This is a genomic window from Saccharothrix syringae, from assembly GCF_009498035.1.
Lineage (GTDB): Bacteria > Actinomycetota > Actinomycetes > Mycobacteriales > Pseudonocardiaceae > Actinosynnema > Actinosynnema syringae.
Map to the genome: position 1 here is coordinate 661,030 of NZ_CP034550.1, position 18,198 is coordinate 679,227.

At 73.8% G+C, this 18,198-nt stretch carries 15 protein-coding genes and 1 tRNA gene; 9 read left to right on the plus strand and 7 right to left on the minus strand.

All coding sequences use genetic code 11. The features are described from left to right. Positions 1-834: 834 nt before the first annotated feature. Positions 835-907: transfer RNA gene (locus tag EKG83_RS03150), tRNA-Arg, on the minus strand. Between the two features lie 200 nt (positions 908-1,107). Between EKG83_RS03150 and EKG83_RS03155 the strand changes: the two genes are divergently transcribed. Further along, positions 1,108-2,004, plus strand: a complete 897-nt coding sequence (locus EKG83_RS03155; protein WP_228122487.1) for a hypothetical protein — start codon at positions 1,108-1,110, stop codon at positions 2,002-2,004. A 109-nt stretch (positions 2,005-2,113) separates the two neighbouring features. On the opposite strand, the gene EKG83_RS03160 is transcribed toward EKG83_RS03155, so the two are convergent. Next, on the minus strand, positions 2,114-5,299 hold the full coding sequence (locus EKG83_RS03160) for a penicillin acylase family protein (protein ID WP_051765290.1): 3,186 nt from the start codon (positions 5,297-5,299) through the stop codon (positions 2,114-2,116). A 252-nt stretch (positions 5,300-5,551) separates the two neighbouring features. On the opposite strand from EKG83_RS03160, the gene EKG83_RS03165 reads away from it, so the two are divergent. Beyond that, positions 5,552-6,199 carry a response regulator gene (locus EKG83_RS03165; protein WP_033429911.1) on the plus strand — a complete coding sequence of 216 codons (648 nt, stop codon included), beginning with the start codon at positions 5,552-5,554 and terminating at the stop codon, positions 6,197-6,199. Positions 6,200-6,260: 61 nt separating this feature from the next. On the opposite strand, the gene EKG83_RS03170 is transcribed toward EKG83_RS03165, so the two are convergent. From EKG83_RS03170 to bluB, 4 genes are all read right to left on the minus strand, one after another. After that, the gene (locus EKG83_RS03170) at positions 6,261-7,229 is read right to left on the minus strand and encodes an alpha/beta fold hydrolase (protein ID WP_033429912.1); all 969 of its coding nucleotides are present in this window, start codon (positions 7,227-7,229) and stop codon (positions 6,261-6,263) included. Between the two features lie 85 nt (positions 7,230-7,314). Next, positions 7,315-7,893 (minus strand): TetR/AcrR family transcriptional regulator, encoded by a 579-nt coding sequence (locus tag EKG83_RS03175; RefSeq protein WP_033429913.1) that lies wholly within the window; start codon positions 7,891-7,893, stop codon positions 7,315-7,317. Between the two features lie 50 nt (positions 7,894-7,943). Continuing rightward, positions 7,944-9,449 (minus strand): diguanylate cyclase, encoded by a 1,506-nt coding sequence (locus EKG83_RS03180; protein WP_033429914.1) that lies wholly within the window; start codon positions 9,447-9,449, stop codon positions 7,944-7,946. A gap of 74 nt (positions 9,450-9,523) precedes the next feature. After that, positions 9,524-10,156: a 5,6-dimethylbenzimidazole synthase gene (bluB, locus tag EKG83_RS03185; protein ID WP_051765292.1), complete on the minus strand. Its 633-nt coding sequence runs from the start codon at positions 10,154-10,156 to the stop codon at positions 9,524-9,526. An 84-nt stretch (positions 10,157-10,240) separates the two neighbouring features. On the opposite strand from bluB, the gene EKG83_RS03190 reads away from it, so the two are divergent. Next, positions 10,241-10,579 (plus strand): hypothetical protein, encoded by a 339-nt coding sequence (locus tag EKG83_RS03190; protein ID WP_153277855.1) that lies wholly within the window; start codon positions 10,241-10,243, stop codon positions 10,577-10,579. Here the strand turns inward: EKG83_RS03190 and EKG83_RS03195 are convergent. Further along, entirely contained in the window at positions 10,576-11,229 is a 654-nt protein-coding gene (locus EKG83_RS03195; protein WP_033429917.1) for a histidine phosphatase family protein, read from the minus strand. The genes EKG83_RS03190 and EKG83_RS03195 overlap by 4 nt on opposite strands. Positions 11,230-11,299: 70 nt before the next feature. On the opposite strand from EKG83_RS03195, the gene EKG83_RS03200 reads away from it, so the two are divergent. The 6 genes from EKG83_RS03200 to EKG83_RS03225 all read left to right on the plus strand — a co-directional run bounded on the left by EKG83_RS03200 (position 11,300) and on the right by EKG83_RS03225 (position 18,198). After that, on the plus strand, positions 11,300-12,124 hold the full coding sequence (locus tag EKG83_RS03200; RefSeq protein ID WP_033429918.1) for a 3-hydroxyacyl-CoA dehydrogenase family protein: 825 nt from the start codon (positions 11,300-11,302) through the stop codon (positions 12,122-12,124). A 10-nt stretch (positions 12,125-12,134) separates the two neighbouring features. Beyond that, complete coding sequence (locus EKG83_RS03205) at positions 12,135-13,262, plus strand: GNAT family N-acetyltransferase (protein ID WP_033429919.1); 1,128 nt, start codon at positions 12,135-12,137, stop codon at positions 13,260-13,262. Positions 13,263-13,273: 11 nt separating this feature from the next. Beyond that, on the plus strand, positions 13,274-13,885 hold the full coding sequence (locus tag EKG83_RS03210) for a trimeric intracellular cation channel family protein (protein ID WP_033429920.1): 612 nt from the start codon (positions 13,274-13,276) through the stop codon (positions 13,883-13,885). A 51-nt stretch (positions 13,886-13,936) separates the two neighbouring features. Beyond that, positions 13,937-14,632 carry a response regulator transcription factor gene (locus tag EKG83_RS03215; RefSeq protein ID WP_033429921.1) on the plus strand — a complete coding sequence of 232 codons (696 nt, stop codon included), beginning with the start codon at positions 13,937-13,939 and terminating at the stop codon, positions 14,630-14,632. After that, positions 14,629-16,077, plus strand: a complete 1,449-nt coding sequence (locus EKG83_RS03220) for a sensor histidine kinase (RefSeq protein ID WP_051765294.1) — start codon at positions 14,629-14,631, stop codon at positions 16,075-16,077. Before EKG83_RS03215 ends, EKG83_RS03220 begins: the two co-directional genes overlap by 4 nt. A 123-nt stretch (positions 16,078-16,200) precedes the next feature. Further along, positions 16,201-18,198 (plus strand): beta-galactosidase, encoded by a 1,998-nt coding sequence (locus EKG83_RS03225; protein ID WP_051765296.1) that lies wholly within the window; start codon positions 16,201-16,203, stop codon positions 18,196-18,198.

The following is an 18,198-nucleotide window of genomic DNA, read 5'->3' on the forward strand; positions in this document are numbered from 1 at the left end:
TGGCCGCCCCTGTGGGGCGTGCGAGAAGTTCGGTGTCTATGCGCCTAACCAGCTTGTTTGCTGTGCGTGTCCGGGATGGCTGCCGTTGATTTCCACCCCCGCCGGGGGTGCGTGATGAGCGGCGGGGAGTAGGTGGATCCGGCTCCGTTCGTGGGCGCTCGGCCGGGTAGGGCGAAGTGGATCGCTGCCGTGGTGGCGCTGGTGTGGCTGCTGGTGCCGGCGTCGGCGGCCTGCTCATGCGGCTGCGGACGTGGCCAAGTATGACCGGCTCCGCCGATGCCCTCGCAGTCCTATATGGACATGAAGTGGTCGGAGGCGGCTGCGACGACGCGGAGGAGCACTGTGGATGCTCTGGCGACGGCTGGGGCTGTGTTCGGACGGCTGCGAAACGTTGATGCTCGGGAAGTCTAAGGTCGGCGGCGGGCAAGTGGTGGACGGACTCCGAGAGGGGCACGACCGGCGCGGGGCCTGCAGCACCGGGGCCAGGGGGCCGGTGCCCGTCCAGTCGGTCCTGATCGGCCCCCTGCGGGACCACGTCGACCGGTGGGGCACCGCGCCTGACAGCGGGGTGTTCGCTTGCCGGGTAGCCGTATGACGTGCGTCACGTCGCGGTCTCGCCATGGCTCGGAAGTACGTAGGCGGGCGACGGTGAACAAGACCATCGAAGGATTGTTCGACGAGTGACCCGCCAAGGCCCTCGGACCCCGTTCGAAGCTCGGAGCAGTCCGGAACCCCGGGGAACAGGGGCCGATCACAGCCCGCAACCCACGGAAAAGATCAGGCCCCGAGCGCAAAGATGCAGCTCAGGGCCTGATTCACCCGGCGAAAGGTGAGTGCCCCCGGCAGGATTCGAACCTGCGACACACGGTTTAGGAAACCGATGCTCTATCCCCTGAGCTACGAGGGCGCGACACGCAGCCTACCCGGTCCCCCACCCCCGCAGCACCGAAGGGGGTGTCACCCGCCCGGCCGCAGCTTCGTGCACCCCCGGTGAGATCCGGCCCCACCACCCGTGGGCTGTCCGGGCGAAGTGGCCCCGCCCGTCTTCTCCCCGCGCGCCCCCGTGAGGTACAGAGGGGGCACCTCCCCTCTGACGAAAGCCATCGCATGAGCAGTCGACCCTGGCCCGACTTCCGCCCCGGCCCCCTCGGCTCCGCCCGCGCCTGGTGGCGCCGCGTGCGCACCAAGCCGGACGAGTACACGTTCGTGCCCGCTGCCACGACCCACCAGCACCCGTTCGAGTCGCCGTTGCCCAGCGCGGTCTACGGGCTCGACTTCCACGTCAAGATGACGATCCACTGGCGGGTCGACCTGACGACCGGCGTGCGGCACAACTCGCCGCGCAACGCGGCCGTCAACGACGTGATCCAGCGGGCCCGGGCGTTGACCGAGCGGACGATGCTCGTGCACCACGTGCCGCTCCAGCACCAGCTCGGGGACGAGCTCGCGGCCGAGCGGCAGGTGGAGGGCACGCACGTGTGGGCCCGCGCCGACGGGGTGTCGCTGACCGTCAACGACTCCGACCTGGCCATGGCGCGCAAGCACATCGAGCTGCTGCAGACCACCACGATGCGCCAGGCCGAGCGGGACGCGGAGCGGGCCGAGATCAAGTACCTGCGCGACGAGGTGCTGACCGACCTGTCCAGCGCGACCATCTGGTGGCTCATGCGCAACGGCTACCAGGTCGAGCAGGCCGTCTCGTTGAGCAGGCACCTCGCCGAGCTGGTCGAGATCGCCGCCGACCGCCGGGACCGGCACTGGGCGGACACGCTGGTGACCAGCTTCGAGAGCGCCCTGCCGCGCCTGGACGACGGCCACCGCACCGACGTGCGCCTCCACCTGGCCAAGGCGCTGGGCATCTACGGCGGTTCGACCGTGGCCGCCGAGTTCGCCGAGCAGGTGGGGTTGCCCGGGCAGAGCTACGAGCTGCCGCCCAACCACCACGAGCTGCCGCCGCGCGTCAACGGGGCCCACCACGCGAACGGGGCCAGGCCGCTGCCGTAGCGCCGCCGGGCACCGGTCCACAGCGGACGGTGCCCGGCACCGCCACCGGCCCGAAAAGGTGGAAGACCCCGGTCCCTGGGGGTGGACCGGGGTCTTCCTGCGGACCGGCCTACGAGACGTAGACCTCAAGCTCGTAAACCGAGTATCCGTAACTCGTCGCCCTTTGGATACCCGTCATTCGTACGAATCGTGCCGGCTGGGGTGTGAACGCCACGACGTCCTGCCCGCCGTCGCCCGCGGTCGTCTCGTGCACCGTCCGCCACTGCGCCCCGTCGACCGACAGCTCGACCCGGTAGGCCCTGGCGTGCGCGGCTTCCCACGACAGCACCACGCGCCCCACCGTGCGCTCCCCGCCCAGGTCGACGCGCAGCCACTGGCCGTCCGACCAGTCGCTGGCCCACCGGGTGTCCGCCCTGCCGTCCACCGCGTTGGCGGGCGGCGACTCGTACCACCCGCGTTCATGGCTGCTCGCGGTGGCGGTGGCGCCGGTGGCCAGGTTGCGCACCTCCATCCCGCGGCGGGACGGGAACTGCACGACCTGCTGGTAGGTGGGCCGGTTCTGCCAGTTCACCTTGTCGTGCGTGATGCCGCCCATGGCGCGGTGGATGATGCTGTCGGCGCACCACTGGTCACCGGCCGCGCACGAGGAGTCGCCGGGGTACACCGCCGTGGCGGGCACGGCCGCCGCCGCGCGCAGGCTGTCGAGCAGCACCTGGCGGCACGCCGCCAGCGCCCCGCCGCCGCAGTAGCGCTCGCCCAGCGGCCCCTGGACGTCCTCGCCGAGCACGGACCGCAGGTCCTTGTGCACGTAGCTCCACCACCCGTTCTGGAACGAGGAGCCCTTGTGCGGCGCGGTGCCGTGCGCGTCCGACGGCGGTTCGTCGACCTGGAGGGCCCGGGTGAGCTGCCCGTACAGCGCGTCGCCGAGCCCCGGCTTGAACTCGGCCTCGACCAGCCTCGGCCACCACGCGTCGAGCACCCTGATGGCTGCGGCGTGCGCGTACGCCTTGCTGCCGCGCGAGGTCTCCTTGCGCAACGACCCCGAGCGCTGCCAGTCGCGCAGCTGCGTGACGACGGCGGCCAGCGCCGGGTCGGTGACCGGGGCGCTGTCGATGACCCGCAGCGCCAGCGGCAGCACCTGCTCGGCCCGCAGGTCGGCCACGCCCGCCTCGGCCATCACGCGGGTCAGTGACGCCCGCGTCACCGGGCCGCGCGCGATCAGCGCCCGCACCCGGTCGTCGAGCAGGTCGCCGCGGTGCACCGAGCCCATGCCGTAGCCCGACGCCGAGTAGTCCAGCGCCTGCTTGTTGTTCCAGCTGATGTAGTAGTCCTGGTTCACCGACTGCGGGTGCTGCGCGAACGGCGTGTAGCTCGCCGTGTTGCGGTCGGCGTCCCAGCCCTCCCACTCGTACGCGGGCTCGGCCTTCACCGGCAGGTGCGGGTCCACGGCGGCCTTGCGCACCGGGTTCGCGCCCGAGTTGAAGTACGCGGTGTCGCGCGAGTCCACATAGAACCAGTTGAACGCGTAGCCGATGCGCTCGGCGGCGCGCTGGAAGTCCTGCGCCGACCGGATCGCGCCGGGGTCGTTGAACTCCTGGAACCCCAGGATCGAGTCGACCTCGTGCTGGTAGGTGGACCGCAGGGAGGTGTAGGCGACGAACCTGCCGCCCACCCGCGCGCGGCTCTGCACCAGCCCGTACTTCGTCCGGTACACCACCAGGGTGTACGAGCCGGCGGGCGTCGGGTCGGCGACCGTCGGCTTCCACGCGTTCCTGCGCTCCAGCCGCTCCATCGGCAGGCACTGGCCGTGGAAGAGGTAGTGCTTCGAGGACGCCGTGGGCGCCGCGCCGCCGGGCTCGCACAGCTCCACCGCGTAGGTGTCGGTGATGTCCTGGCCGGCGGAGGTGGCGCTCCACGAGTAGTCGACGCCCCGGCCCAGCTGCACGTACATCGACACGCCCGCGAACGACACGCCGCGCGCCCGCAGGCCCGGTCCGTTGAGCTCCTGGAGCATCAGCAGCTGCGGCGCGAAGTAGCCGGTCTGCGGGCCCCACACGGCGATCGGGTTGCCGGAGTCGGTGTGCGCGCCGGACACCGCCAGCGCGTTGGACATGCCCTGCTTGCGGGTCAGCAGGTCGCGCGGCAGCACGCCGTCGGCGAACAAGCCCTCCAACGCCTTCAGGTCGTCCGGCACGTCCACAGTGGACTGTCCTGCTGCGACCTGGTCGTAGACCATGGGTTCCGGCGTCACCGCGCCGCCGTCGGGCAGCGCCACGCCCTGCGGCGCGGCGGGCGTGGTCGCGTACGGGAAGCGCTGCCCGGCGTGCAGGGTCAGCACGGCCTCCGGGTCGTTCTGCTCCCGGAACGACCGCCACACCCGGTCGCCGGCCTCGGCGCCGTAGCGGTTCTGCGCGGCGAGCTTCACCAGCGCGTTCTGCACCTCGCCGCCGCCGCCCGCGCCGAACAGGCCGCCGACCACGGCGGCGATGGCGACCATGTCCGTCGGCTGGAACGGCTGGATGTCGTTCCAGTTGGTGATGGCGTCGGCGTGCCCGGTCAGCACGTACTCGCCGGGGAAGTACCGCCCGTTGACCGCGGCGGTGATGTAGGCGTTGATGCCCGCGACGTAGTCGCGCACGTCCTGCAGCGCCTGCGCGCCGCGCGGGCCCTGGGTCGCCACCTGGTCGATCTGCCGCTGCAGGTCGGCCTCGGTGTAGGGGATCTGGCTGAAGAAGCTCTGCTCCAGCGCCCGGTTGCCCTCGGCGCCGCCGGCGAACCCGGTCAGCTGCCCGCGCCCGAGGTGGCGGAACAGGTCCATCAGCCACAGCCGGTCCTGCGCGGCGGCGTACCCGGCGCCGAACTCGGTGCCGGACCGGGTGGTGCCGTAGACGTGCGGCATCCCGATGGCCTTGTCGCGGACGATGGTCACGTCCTCGCGCGGCCGGATGGTGCTCTCCACCTGGTCGGCGGGCACGCCGAAGGAGGCGTCGTTGAAGAACGCGCCCAGCTGCTCGTTGGTCAGGCCGCCGTAGCCCGACGGCAGGGCGTCGTACTTGCCGAGCTGGTCCGCGGCGTGCGCGGGCCGGGTGCCGAACACCTGGTGGGCGAGGATGTCGGTGAGGGTGGCGTTGCCGTTCTGGCCCGGCGGCAGCACGTCGTTGCACTGGCCCAGGCAGTAGTCGTCGGGGGTGAAGGCTGTGGTCCGGATCGGCTCGGCCCGCGCCACCGGTGGTGCGGTGACGGCGGCGGCGGCGAGTAAGCACACGACGGCGAGCGATCGGGCGGCTCTCCGCATGACGCGAAGCTCCTTCCAGGCAGGGATCGTGTGATGCACGTTACTCATCCGTAAACAATCGCGAAAGACCTTCGCGTTTGACCTGCGACCACTACGCCCGGTAGCCGGTTGACCTCGGAATTCGCCTGGCAACTGTCAACGGCCTCGACGTCGTCTTTCCGTGGTGAGATAACGGTGAATTAACGTCAGCTTGCGTGTTCGTGCGCGATGCTGAACGGGTACGAACACGAAACGCCAACGCGGGGAGGCGTCGTGATCAAGGTGATGCTGGCCGACGACGAAGACCTCGTCCGGTCCGGCCTTCGCATGATCCTCAGCAGCGCCGGCGACATCGAGGTCGTGGCCGAGTGCGACGACGGGCACCTGGTGGCCGACCTGGCGCGCCAGCACCGCCCGCACGTCCTGCTGCTGGACATCCGGATGCGGTCCTCCGACGGGTTGATGGCGCTGCGCAAGCTGCGCGCCGTGCCGGACCCGCCGCGGATCGCCATGCTGACCACGTTCGACGTGGACGAGTACGTCTCGGAGGCCCTGCGCCTGGGCGCCTCGGGCTTCCTGCTCAAGGACACCGAACCCGAGCAGCTGGTCCGGGCGGTGCGCGACCTCGCCTCGGGCGGCGCCGTGCTCGACCCCGGCGTGGCGGCCAGGGTGCTGGCCGCGGTGGCGGACGGCGAGCGGGCCGCGGAACCCGCGCGGCGCCTGCTGGCCTCGCTGTCCGAGCGCGAGCGCGAGGTGCTGGTGCTGATCGGGCAGGGCATGTCCAACGCCGAGATCGGCGGCACCCTGCACCTGTCCGAGGCGACCGTGAAGGGCTACGTCTCCTCGGTGCTGGGCAAGATCGGCGCGGTGAACCGCGTGCAGGCGGCGCTGGTCGCCTTCCGCGGCGGCCTGATCGCCTGAAGCCCCGACCGGCCCCGACGCCGACCGGGCCGTCGGTGACGACCCGGTCGGCGCGCGGTCGTCAGGCGCCGAAGAACGCCAGCAGCTCGCCGGCCACGGCGTCCGGCCGCTCCTCGGCGAGGTAGTGCCCGCTGCCCCGGACCACCCTGATCGCGGGGTCGACGACGTGCCGGCGCAGCGGTACCGCCAACTGGTCCGGGTTGTCCTCGTTGACCAGCCCGAGCACCGGCAACGCCAGCCGCGGGTGCGCCCGCCGGTCGAGGACGTCCTGGGCGAACGCCCGGTACCAGCCGTTGGCCGCCCGGACCGCGTCCGGGGACGAGTACGCGTCCGCGTAGATCGACCGGTCCCGGTCGGCGATGGCGCCCTGGTCCTTCAGCATCAGCCCGCACAGGTGGTCGACCAGCAGCCGGAACCGGCCGGCGAGCAGCGCCTCGGGCAGCAGCGGCACCTGGTTGAAGGCGAACCACCAGAGGAAGAACGGCTGGTCGGGGCGCGGCACCAGGGTGAGGTCGTACATGCTCTCGTCCGGGTGCGCCACGTCGAGCAGGGCCAGCCTGCGGACCGCCTCGGGGTGGTTGGCCGCGAGGCTGTGGCCGACCATCGCGCCGATGTCGTGGCCCGCGACGTCCACCCGGCCGAGGCCGAGCACCGCGATCAGCTCGCGGACGTCGCGGGCCATGGTCTTCTTGTCGTAGCCGGTCGCGGGCTTGGCCGAGCCGCCCATCCCGCGGATGTCGACCACGACCACGCGGTGCCGCCGGGCCAGCGCGGGCATGACCTTGCGGAACTGCCACCAGGTCTGCGGCCAACCGCCCATCAGCACCAGCGGTGAGCCCTGGCCGCCGATGACGTAGTGCAGGCGCGTGCCGTTGACGTCCGCGTGCGCGCTGCGGAAGCCGAGCGACCGGGCCAGCGCGGCGTCGGAGGGGACGGGGGTCGGGCGGGGTTCGGCGGCGCGGGCGACGCCGCCGGTCGCGGCCAGGGCGGCGGCCGTGGCGCCGGAGGTCAGCAGTGCTCGTCGATCCATGGTCGAAGATCCATTCTAGACTGGTCGTTCCAATATTCGGGCAGCACGCGGCGCCGGCGGTGCCGGCGGAGTGGGCGGAGCGGGTCTAGTCGAGCAGGGACAGCGCGTGGTCGACCGAGTCGCGCAGGCGCCGCGGGTCGGGGCGCTTGGCGATCACCCGGATGCCCTGCGCCACCGTGACGAGGAACCGGGCCAGCGCGTGCGGGTCCCGGTCCGCGGGCAGCTCGCCCTGGTCGCGGGCGCGCACCAGGGCGCCCGCGATGGCCGCCTCCAGGCTGTTGAGGCCGATGTCCACGCGCCGGGCCGCGAGTTCGTCGTGCGGCAGGCACTCGACCGCGGTGTTGGTGACGAAGCAGCCCTTGCGGTCGGGGTCGGCCAGCGCCTCGTCGGCGAAGGAGCGGATCAGCTCCCGGACCGCGGGCAGCGCGGGGCCCGACGGCGAGAGCGCGTAGGCCGCCCGGCCGCCGACCTCCTCGCAGTACCGGTCCAGGGCGCGCAGGTACAGGTCGTGCTTCGTGCCGAAGGTGGCGTAGATGCTGGCCCGGCCGATCCCCAGGTGGTCGACCAGGTCCTGGACCGAGGTGGCCTCGTACCCCTTGCGCCAGAACAGGTCCAGGGCCGCCCGCAGGGCCGCGTCCGGGTCGAACTCCTTCGTCCTGGCCATGCCGCCACGGTAGCCGTACCAGAACGATCGGTCAACAAAGCGGGCCGTGGTCAGTTCCCGCTGACGACCTCCGACACCAGGGGCTCCACCTCGACGCGGTTGCGGCCGTGGCGCTTCGCGCGGTAGAGCGCCATGTCCGCCGCGGCGAACAGCTCGTCCAGCCCGGCCGGCCCGGCGGCCACGCCGATGCTCACGGTGGGCCGCCGGACCGTGCCCAGCACCACGGTCCAGTCGTGGTGGTCGACCGCCGCGCGGATGCGCTCGGCCACCGCCGGGCCCACGTCGTGCGCGCCGCCGGCGTCGCCGAGCAGCACCACGAACTCGTCGCCCGCCCACCGCGCGACCAGGTCGTCGGCCCGGCACTCGCGGCGCAGCAGCTGGGCGATCTCGCGCAGCGTCGCGTCGCCCGCCGCGTGCCCCGCGTCGTCGTTGACGCCCTTGAAGCGGTCCACGTCCACCAGCACCAGCCACGGCACCCGGCCCTTGGCGGCCGTGCTCTCCAGCAGGGTCGGCGCCGCGCGCTCCAGGCCGAGCCGGTTGGCCAGCCCGGTCAGCGGGTCCCGAGCCGCGGCCTCCTGCGCGGCCACCGCCACCCGCTGGGCCTGCACGGCCACCCGCCGCTGCTCCAGCGCCTGCGCCAGGCCCTCCTGGAGCGTCTCGGTGGCGGTCTTGCCCGCCGCGACCGAGCAGCGCAGCGCCGCCGCCTCGCCCACGTGGTCGCTCATCCGCGCGCAGATGTCGGCCAGGTCCAGGGAGAAGCGCAGCAGCAGCGACGGGTCGTTGATCGCCTCGGACGCGGCCACCGCCCGGCTGGCCAGGGTGCGGGCCTCGACCAGCTCGTCCTGCTCCCGCCGGACCACGGCCAGCACCCAGTTGGCCACCGCCATCGCCCACTTGTCGTCGGCCGCCCGCGCCTGCCGCAGCGTCTCCGCGGCGTGCTCCTCGGCCTGCGCCAGCTCGCCGACGCCGGCCAGCGAACGGCTGTACGCGCCCAGCAGCGCGCGCCGCATCTGGGGGTCCCGGGCCAGCCCCAGGCCCTCCTTGAGGTGGCCGCGCGCCTCCTCGAAGATCGCGGGCGCCAGCTCCGGCGGCGAGGAGATGGCGCGGAAGTTCAGCGTGCCGCCCAGCGCCTGGAGGCAGTGGCCCAGCACCTCGGCGCCCAGCTCGGACTGCGCGGCCGCCCGCCGGGCCACCTGCACCGACAGCCGGAGCATGTCCACCGCGGCCCGCCGGTTGCCGATGCCCTCCAGCAGGTAGCCCAGCGCGTGCATGGCCTGCGCCGCGGCCGGGTTGTCGGTGGGCTCGCCGTCCAGGTCGGTCCAGCCCTCGGCGGCCAGCTCCAGGGCCAGCGGGATGCGGCCGAGCCGCCACGCCAGCTTGGCCCGGTTGACCAGGGCCGCGGAGCGCTGCCACCGGTCGGCGGCGACCGGCAGGCGGTTCACCACCCGGTCGAACAGGGTGTTCGCCTCCGGCAGGCGCCCGGCGTTGAGCAACGCCTTGACCTCTAGGTCCGGTTGCCACGCCCGGTCGGGGGGAGGCGGCTCTGGCTGCTCCACTCGCGCTGACACTCCATTCCGACTCGGCGGGACGGGTACGCGGGCCCGCCCGCCGCCGGCACGGTTAACACAGGCTACCGGCCCGGACGCCGGGTGTACCGCTCCTGGTGCAGGACTTCTTCCAGCGGCAGCCGGTTGCGCCAGCCGTGCCGCTCCAGGTCCGGGGCGTCCGGCAGCCGCTCGACGGGGCCGACGCACAGCCAGGCCACCGGCCGCACCGGCCGGGGGATGCCCAGCAGCCTGCGCAGCACCTCCTCGCGGTAGAAGCTCACCCAGCCCACGCCCAGCCCCTCGGCGGTCGCGGCCAGCCACAGGTTCTGGATGGCCAGGCAGACCGAGTACAAACCCGCGTCGGCGATGGCGTGCCTGCCCAGCACGGCCGGCGAACCGCGGTCGGGGTCGTAGGTGACGACCACGCCGAGGGTGGACTCCAGGATGCCCTCGACCTTGATCCGCTCGAACAGCTCCGCCCGCTCCGGGTCGAGCCCCGCGGCGAACACGCTGCGCTCGGCCTGGACGTGGTCGCGGAAGGCGCGCCGGGTGTGCTCGTCGCGGACCAGGATGAAGTCCCACGGCTGGGACAGGCCCACGCTGGGTGCGGCGTGCGCGGCGCCGAGGACCCGGCGCAGCACCTCCGGCGGGATCGGGGCGCCGGTGAACTCACCCCGGGTGTCCCTCCGGCGGTGCAGCACGTCGTAGAAGCTCATTCGGACGATCGTGCCTCACGCGATCCAGTGAACTTGCCGCCGAGGGGGTGGCGTCCGTCTCAACCGGGCGTTCAATGGTCGGTCATGATTGGCACAGCGCACGGCTCCGCGCTCGGTTTCGCCGGTGGTGTCGCGGTGACCGCCGCGGCGGGCAGTTGGCCGGTGTTCGACCTGGTCCTGCTCGTCCTGGTGGTCGGCACCGTCTCGTGGTGGACGACGGTGGCCGGTTCGGCGCTCACCGTGGTGCAGTGCTGGGGCCTGTACGCGAGCTTCGTGGTGGGCCACGACGGGCACCTGGTGCTCGACTGGCCCGCGCTGGCGGTGCTGGCCGTGGCGGGCTGCGCCTCGCTGGGCGGCCTGGTGCGGCAGCGGGTGCCCGCCGCACCGGCGCCGCGGTCCTCTGTGGAGTCCGGCGGGCGCTAGCCGATCGGTCCCTGCGCCTCGCCGTCCGGGGAGGCGCGCCACTGGTCGAACGGCCGGTCCAGCCGCCAGCCCGCGCCGTCGTGGGTGAGCACGCGGTCCTCGCACGTGTCGAGGTTGGACAGCGACTCGAACAGCTCCACGCTCCAGCCGAACAGCCGGCGGCACAGCAGCCGGATGGTCAGCCCGTGCGAGACCACCAGGGCGGTGGACGGGTGGCCCGGCGCCCGCATCCGCGCCTCCAGGTCGGTCAGGAACGCGGCCAGGCGGTCGTCCACGTCGGCGCCGGACTCGCCGTTGGGCAGCCGGAAGAAGAAGTGGCCGTAGGCGTGCCGCTGGTGCTTGAGCACCTCCTGCTGGACCGGGTCCTGGAGGTTGCCCCAGTCCTGCTCGCGCAGCCGCGGCTCGGCCACGGTGCGCTCGGCCAGCGCGCCCAGCCCCAGGTGCCGCAGGGTGTTGCGGGTCCGCACGTACGGGCTCACGTAGACCGCGGCGGGCTCGCCGCCCAGCAGCTCCCTGATCCGCGGCCCCGCCCGCCGGGCCTGCTCCTCGCCCAGCCCGGTGAGGGGCAGGGCGTGGTCCGGGACGCGGCAGTACGCCAGCTCGTCGACGTTGCCCAGGCTCTGCCCGTGGCGCAGCAGGATGATCCGCACCCGTCCATGGTGCCGGTGTTACAGTCCGGCCCGGAAACCAGCCCCGAGGTGTTACAAGGAGGGGGTCCGCATGATCTCCGCGGTGATCGGTGGCGGCACGATGGGAGCCGGGATCGCCCACCTCCTGCTGGCCGGCGGCCACGACGTGGTGCTGGTCGAGGCGGGCGCGGACCGGGTCCTGGCGGCGCGGCGGGCCGTCGAGGCGTCGCTGGCCAGGGCCGCGGACCGGGGCAGGCTCGACGGCGTGCCCGGTGAGCTGCTGGAACGCCTCACCGTGGTGGAGCGCCTGGAGCCGGTGGCCGCCGAGCTGGTCGTCGAGGCCGTGCCCGAGGACGTCGGGCTGAAGCGGCGCGTGCTGGCCGCGGCCGCGAGCGCCTGCCCCGACGCCGTGCTGGCGTCCAACACCTCGTCGCTGTCGATCTCCGCGCTGGCCGAGGGCCTGCCCGGCGAGCGGGTGCTGGGCATGCACTTCTTCAACCCCGTGCCGGTGCAGCAGCTGGTCGAGCTGGTCCACCACGACGGCGTGTCGCCCGAGGTCGTGGCGAAGGCCCGCGCCTGGGCCGAGGAGCTGGGCAAGACCGTCATCGAGGTGCGGGACGCGCCCGGCTTCGCCACCTCCCGGCTCGGCGTCGCGGTGGGCATGGAGGCCATCCGGATGCTGGAGGAGGGCGTCGCGAGCGCCGAGGACATCGACACCGGCATGCGCCTGGGCTACGGCTGGCCGATGGGGCCGCTGCGGCTGACCGACCTGGTCGGCCTGGACGTCCGGCTCGCCATCGCCGAGCACCTGGCCGCCGAGCTGGGCCCCCGGTTCGCCCCGCCGGCGCTGCTGCGCGAGAAGGTCGCCGCGGGCCACCTGGGCCGCAAGACCGGCCAGGGGTTCTTCACCTGGTAGGCAGGGTGGTGTGCGCATCCGCGAGCTGACCGGGGACGACGTCGGGGAGGTCGACCGGCTGCGCCGGGTCGCCTTCGGCCGGTCGGACCCCGGACCGCCCCGCCCCGGCCGCCGGTGCCTGGTCGCCGAGCTGGGCGGGCGGGTCGCCGGGGTGCTCACGATCGGCGAGTACCACCAGTTCTGGGGCGGCGCGACGGTGCCCATGGGCGGCGTCGGCGGGGTCGCCGTCGACCCGCACGCGCGCGGGCGCGGGGTGGCGGGCGCGCTGCTCGACGCGGCCCTGCGGGACATGCGCGAGCGCGGCCGGGCGCTGTCGGTGCTCTACGCCGCGGTCCCCGCGCTCTACCGGTCGCGCGGCTGGGAGCGGGCCGGGGTGTTCGAGTACCTGGACCTCCCGCCCGACCGGCTGCCCGCGGCCGGGCGGCCGGCGTCGCGCCCCGCCGTGGCGGGCGACCTGCCCGCGTTGCACGCCTGCTACGTCGACCTGGCGTCCACGGTCAACGGCATGCTCGACCGCAGCGCCCCCGCCGTCGAGGTCGGGGACGTGCTCGACCTGGACGTCGTGTCGGTGGTCCCGGGCCACGACGGCGAGGTGCGCGGGTACCTGACCGCGACGCGCCGCCCCGACGGGCTGCGGGTGCTCGACCTGGTCGGCCGGGACGCGGCCACCCAGCTCGGGCTGCTGCGCGAGGTGCGGAGCCGGTCCGGGCCGCTGGACCGGGTGTCCCTGCGGGTCGTCGACCCGGCCGTGACCGGCCTGCTGACCGACCAGGCGATCGAGTTCACCGTGGCCGCGTCCGCCTGGCTGCTGCGGGTGGTGGACCTGCCGGCCGCCGTGGCGGCGCGGGGCTGGCCCGCCGCCGGGGGGCTCACCGCGGCCGTCGACCTGGAGGTGGTCGACGGGCACGCGCCGTGGCACGCGGGGCGGCGGCGGCTCGTGGTGGAGGACGGCCGGGTGCGCGTGGAGCCGGGCGGCAGCGGTGAGGTGCGGTTGCACGCCCGCGCGCTCGGGCCGTGGTTCAGCGGCATGCAGGACAGCCACGCGCTGCGCCGCGCGGGCCTGCTGGACGGCGACGGCAGGCTGCTCGACCGGCTGGTCGGCGCACCGGGCGTGCCCCGACTGGCCGACTTCTTCTAACCTGGGCAGCCGTGCTGCTCACCGCCCTGGAGCTGGTCGGGATCGCCGCGTTCGCCGCCTCCGGCGCGCTCGCCGCGGTCCGGGCCAGGCTCGACGTGTTCGGGGTGACCGTGCTGGCCCTGACCACGTCGCTGGGCGGCGGCACGATCCGGGACGTGCTGCTGGGCGTGCACCCGCCGGTGGCGCTGGTGCGCTGGCCCTACCTGGCCGTCGCCGCGGTCACCGGGCTGGTGGTCTTCCGCTTTCACCCGACCGTGGCGAAGTTGCGCCGGTCCGTGCTGCTGCTCGACGCGTTCGGCCTCGGCCTGTTCGTCACGGCGGGCACCACGACCGCGCTCGCGCTGGGCGCGCCGCCCTACGCGGCGTGCCTGGTCGGCATGACCACCGGCATCGGCGGCGGCGCGCTGCGCGACGTGCTGCTGCGCGAGATCCCGCTGGTCCTGCGGCGGGAGATCTACGCGGTCGCGGCGCTGGCGGGCGCGTTCGTGGTCGTCGTCGGTGATCAACTGGACCTGCCCGCGGTCCCGGTGAGCCTGGCCGGTTCGGCGGTCATCGTGGGCCTGCGGCTGCTGGCCCTGTGGCGGCACTGGAACGCCCCGGTGGCCCCAAGACTTGACGGGTAGCTCACATCGGCTTCTCAGGCGCCTCTCAGGACCACGGGCAAAACTGATCCCATGCGCATCCTCGTTGTCGACGACGACCGGGCCGTGCGTGAGTCGCTCCGGCGCTCACTGCAGTTCAACGGCTACCAGGTCGACCTGGCCGGCGACGGCCAGCAGGCCCTGGAGTCCGTCGTCAACCAGCGCCCCGACGCCATGGTGCTGGACGTGATGATGCCCAGGCTGGACGGCCTGGAGGTGTGCCGCCGGCTGCGCAGCACCGGCGACGACCTGCCGATCCTGGTGCTCACCGCCCGGGACGCGGTGTCCGACCGGGTGTCCGGCCTCGACGCGGGCGCCGACGACTACCTGCCCAAGCCGTTCGCGCTGGAGGAGCTGCTGGCCAGGCTGCGCGCGCTGCTGCGGCGGGCCGCCGCCGAGGACGCCAAGGGCGGGCAGGCGGGCGCGGTGCTGCGGTTCGCCGACCTGGAGCTGGACCCCGGCACGCGCGACGTGCGGCGCGGCGACCGGTCGATCAGCCTGACCCGGACCGAGTTCGCGCTGCTGGAGCTGTTCCTCGCGCACCCCAAGCAGGTGCTCACCCGCGGTCGCATCCTGGAGGACGTCTGGGGCTACGACTTCCCGACCTCGGGCAACGCCCTGGAGGTCTACGTGGGCTACCTGCGCCGCAAGACCGAGGCCGGTGGCGAGCCCCGGCTGCTGCACACCGTGCGCGGCGTCGGCTACGTGCTGCGGGAGACCCCTCCGTGATCGACTCAGCGTCGGTGCGCGACGCCGCCAACGAGCGCCTCCAGCGCGTCTCGCTGCGGGCCCGGGTCACCCTGCTGGCGGCGTTCTGCGTGGCGGGCGCCGTGGCCGTGGTCTCGCTCGGCGCCTACATGACGGTCAGCCGGAACCTGCACGACCAGCTGGAGGACAACCTCCGGCAGCGCGCGCAGGCCGCGGTGACCGCGCCCAAGGTCAACAACGACGTCACCGAGATCCCCGGCGCCTTCCTGGCCGCGGGCGACATCCGGATCGGCGTGCTGGACACCGACGGGCAGATCTACTACCCCAAGGGCACCAGCCCGCCGCCGACCCAGCCCGCGGACCTGGAGGTGGCGCGCGGGGCGGTGCAGGAGAACTTCTGGACCGACACCCGCACGGGCTTCCAGGTGCTCGCCCTGCCCTACGGCGACGGGCAGGCGATGCTGATCGCCCAGTCCACCAAGCCGCTCAACACCACCCTGGGCAAGCTGTCCGTGGTGCTGTTCGTGATCAGCGGCCTGGGCGTGCTGGTCGCGGCGGCGGCGGGCACCGCGGTGGCGCGCACGGGCCTGCGGCCGGTGCAGCGGCTGACCGAGGCCACCGAGCGGGTCGCGCTGACCGGCGACCTGCGGCCGATCCCGGTGTCCGGCGACGACGAGCTGGCGCTGCTGTCGCAGCGGTTCAACGCGATGCTCGGCGCGCTGGCCGAGTCGCAGGAGCGGCAGCGCAGGCTGGTCGCCGACGCGGGCCACGAGCTGCGCACCCCGCTGACGTCGATGCGCACGAACCTGGAGCTGCTGCTGGCCTCCGAGCGGCCCGACGCGCCGACCCTGTCGGACCAGGACAAGGCCGAGATCCACGCCGACGTGCGGGCCCAGCTCGACGAGCTGACCACGCTCATCGGCGACCTGGTGGAGCTGGCCCGGGAGGACGCGCCGCAGGTCGTGCACGAGCCGGTGGACCTGGTCGAGGTGGTCGAGCGCGCGGTGGACCGGGCCCGGCGGCGGGCGTCGGACGTGCGGCTGGCCGTCGAGGTCCAGCCGTGGTCGCTGCTGGGCGACTCGTCCGCGCTGGAGCGCGCGGTGCTGAACCTGCTGGACAACGCGGTGAAGTTCAGCCCGCCGGGCGGCGAGGTGCGGCTGTCGCTGCGGCAGCTCGGCGACGGCAGCGCGGTGGTCGAGGTGGCGGACTCCGGTCCGGGCATCGCCGAGGCCGACCTGCCGCACGTGTTCGAGCGCTTCTACCGCTCGCAGGAGGCGCGCACGCTGCCCGGCTCCGGCCTGGGCCTGGCGATCGTCAAGCAGGTCGCGGAGCGCCACGGCGGCATGGCCTACGTGGGCCGGGCGCCGGAGGGCGGCGCGCTGTTCGCGCTGCGCCTGCCCGGGCGCCCGACGCCCCTGCCGCCGATGCCCGCGACCAGCTCACCGTCGGGTGACGCGCATCGGTAAACCGAACACAGAGTCAACAACAACGACCAGGCTGTGGCGCAGGGCACGCGTCCTGGTGCCGCCGGCGAGTGCTCTTGTTGGACTGTGTTGACGTTTGCGGACCACTCGACCACCCTTGCGGACATGACGACTTGGCCCACCGGTCTGCGCGGCCCGGCCTGGGGTGCCGACTACAACCCCGAGCAGTGGCCCGAGGCGGTGTGGGCGGACGACGTCGCGCTGATGCGGCGGGCCGGGGTGAACCTGGTGAGCGTCGGCGTCTTCTCGTGGGCCCTGCTGGAGGTGGCGGAGGGCCGCTACGAGTTCGGCTGGCTCGACCGCGTGCTGGACCGGTTGCACGAGGGCGGCATCCGGGTCGACCTGGCCACCGCGACCGCCTCGCCGCCGCCGTGGCTGACCACCGCCCACCCGGAGGTGCTGCCCGAGACGGCGGAGGGCGTGCGGCTCTCGCACGGCTCCCGGCAGTCCTACTGCCCCAGCTCGGCCGTCTACCGGGAGAAGGCGGTCGCGCTGGCCGGCGCGCTGGCGCGGCGCTACCGGGAGCACCCCGCCCTGGCCGCCTGGCACGTGGGCAACGAGTACGGCTGCCACGTCCCCCGCTGCTACTGCGACCGGTGCGCCGAGGCGTTCCGCGCGTGGCTGCGGTCCCGCCACGGCGACCTGGACGCGCTGAACGAGGCGTGGGGCACCGCGTTCTGGAGCCAGCACTACACCGCGTGGGACCAGGTCCTGCCGCCGCGCGCCACCCCCGCCCTGGGCAACCCCGGCCAGCTGCTCGACTTCGACCGGTTCTCCTCCGACGCCCTGCTGGAGCTGTTCAAGGCCGAGCGGGACGTGCTGCGCGAGGTCACCCCCGGCGTGCCGGTGACCACCAACTTCATGGTGACCTGGACGTTCGGCGCGCTGGACTACTGGCGGTGGGCCGACGAGGTCGACTTCGTGGCCAACGACCACTACACCCGCGCCGACGACCCGGAGCGGCACGTCGAGCTGGCCTTCTCCGCCGACCTGGCGCGCGGGCTCGCGCGCGGCCGCCCGTGGCTGCTGATGGAGCACTCCACCTCGGCGGTGAACTGGCAGCCGCGCAACCTCGCCAAGCAGCCCGGCGAGCTGCGGCGCAACTCGTACCAGCACCTCGCCCGCGGCGCGGACGGCACGCTGTTCTTCCAGTGGCGGCAGTCGCGGGCGGGCGCGGAGCGCTACCACTCGGCGATGGTCCCGCACGCGGGTCCCGACACGGCCGTGTTCGCCGAGGTCGAGCGGGTCGGCGCCGAGTACGCGCGCATCGCCGAGCTGGTCGGCTCGACCGTCGAGGCGGCGCCGGTCGCGGTGGTCTACGACTGGGAGTCCGGGTGGGTGCTCGGGCAGCCCGCCCACCCCACGGTCGACTTCTCCCACCGCGAGCACGCGCTCGCGCTCTACCGCGCCCTGTGGCGGGCCGGCGTGGCGGTCGACTTCCTGCCGCCCGGCGCGCCCCTGGCGCCCTACCGCGCGGTCGTGCTGCCCGCGCTGCACCTGGTCGACGACGCCGGCCCGTACGCGGACTACGTCGAGGGCGGCGGCCGGCTGCTGGTCACCTACCTCTCCGGGATCACCGACACCCGCGGCCACGTGCACCTCGGCGGCCACCCCGGCGCGTTCCGCGACCTGCTGGGCGTGCGGACCGAGGAGTTCTTCCCGCTGGCCGCCGGGCAGGAGGTGGCGCTGGACGACGGCTCGTCGGCGCGGGTGTGGACCGAGCACCTGCGCGCGGGCGACGCGGAGGTGCTGGCCTCCTACGTGGACGGCCCGCTGCCGGGCGTGCCCGCGGTCACCCGCCGCGACGTCGGCGAGGGCGCCGCCTGGTACCTGGCGTGCGGCCTGACCGGGGCCGGGCTGGACCGGTTGGTCGAGGCCGTGCTGGACCACGCGGGCGTGCCGCGCGGTACCGCGGGCGTCGAGGTCGTGCGTCGTCGGGGTGCGCGGGCCGGCGCGCCCGTATCGTGGCTGGTCGCGGTGAACCACGGGGGCGGCGATGCGGAGCTGCCCGCGGTGGGCGTCGAGCTGCTGTCCGGGGAGCGGGTGCCCGGGCGCGTGGTCGTGCCCGCCGGCGGCGTGGTCGTGGTCAGGGAAGAGGTGTGA